We start from the raw sequence: 1,206 nt of genomic DNA on the forward strand, positions 1-1,206 counted from the left end.
CGGCGCAATGCCCGAGGCCAGCCGCATGTTGCTGCACGGGCAATGCGCCACGCCGGTGCCGGTGGCGGCAAAGCGGGCAATGCCGGCGTCGTCCAGCTTCACGCAGTGGGCATGCCACACGTCGTCGCCGACCCAGCCCAGGCTCTCGGCGTACTGCGCCGGCGTCATGCCGAACTTGGCCAGGCTGTAGGCCACGTCGTGGTCGTTCTCGGCCAGGTGGGTGTGCATGCGCGTGCCCAGCGCCCGCGCCAGCCGGGCCGATTCACGCATCAGATCGCGGCTGACCGAAAACGGCGAGCAGGGCGCGGCCACCACGCGCAGCATCGCCAGCGGCTCGGCATCGTGATAGGTCTCGATCAGGCGCTGGGTGTCGGCCAGGATCGCGGCTTCGTCTTCGACCAGGCTGTCCGGCGGCAGCCCGCCAGCGCTTTCGCCCACGCTCATGCTGCCGCGTGCGGCATGGAAGCGCATGCCGATCTCGGCCGCGGCCTCGATGCTGTGGTCCAGCTTCACGCCGTTCGGGTAGAGGTACAGGTGGTCCGAGCTGGTGGTGCAGCCCGAGAGCAGCAGCTCTGCCATCGCCACCTGGGTCGAGACCTGCACCATCTCCGGAGTCAGCCCGGCCCAGAGCGGGTAGAGCGTGCGCAGCCAGCCGAACAGCTCGGCGTTCTGCGCCGCGGGGATGGCCCGCGTCAGGCTCTGGTACATGTGGTGGTGGGTGTTCACCAGGCCGGGGATGACGATGTGGTCGCTCGCGTCGATCTCCTCGTCCACGCCGTCCGCCGGCAGCCAGGGCCGCAGGTCCTCGGCGCTGCCCAGCGCGACGATCTGCCGGTCCTGTACCAGCAGGCTGGCGTGGCGCAGTTCGCGGCGCTGGTCGTCCAGCGTGGCGATCAGCTCGGCGTTGCGGATCAGCAGGGTGCGGCGGGGGGCGGCAGAGGTCATGGCGCGCGCTGGTATCGTGAAGGCCCGCCATCGTTGCACAGCGAGTGCCCATCCAGGTCAGGTATGCCTCGTTTCGCCGCCAATCTTTCGATGCTGTTCACCGAGGTGCCGCTGCCGCAGCGTTTTGCGCGTGCCGCCGCGGCCGGCTTCCGCTTCGTCGAATGCCAGTTTCCGTACGACTTCCCGGCCGACGCATTGCGCGCCGAGATGGATGCGGCCGGCCTGCAGATGGTGCTGCACAACCTGCCGGCCGGTGACTGG

At 69.6% G+C, this 1,206-nt stretch carries 1 protein-coding gene and 1 pseudogene; one reads left to right on the plus strand and one right to left on the minus strand.

All coding sequences use genetic code 11. From position 1 onward, the window contains the following. A partial coding sequence (locus FKP22_RS31015) for an amidohydrolase family protein (RefSeq protein ID WP_141292014.1) occupies positions 1-945 on the minus strand: 945 nt, incomplete at its 3' end. Positions 946-1,008: 63 nt separating this feature from the next. On the opposite strand from FKP22_RS31015, the pseudogene FKP22_RS34195 reads away from it, so the two are divergent. Then, positions 1,009-1,206 (plus strand): annotated as a pseudogene (locus FKP22_RS34195) (hydroxypyruvate isomerase); the annotation flags it as partial.

The sequence above is a fragment of the Ideonella azotifigens genome, from assembly GCF_006519715.1.
Lineage (GTDB): Bacteria > Pseudomonadota > Gammaproteobacteria > Burkholderiales > Burkholderiaceae_C > Ideonella > Ideonella azotifigens.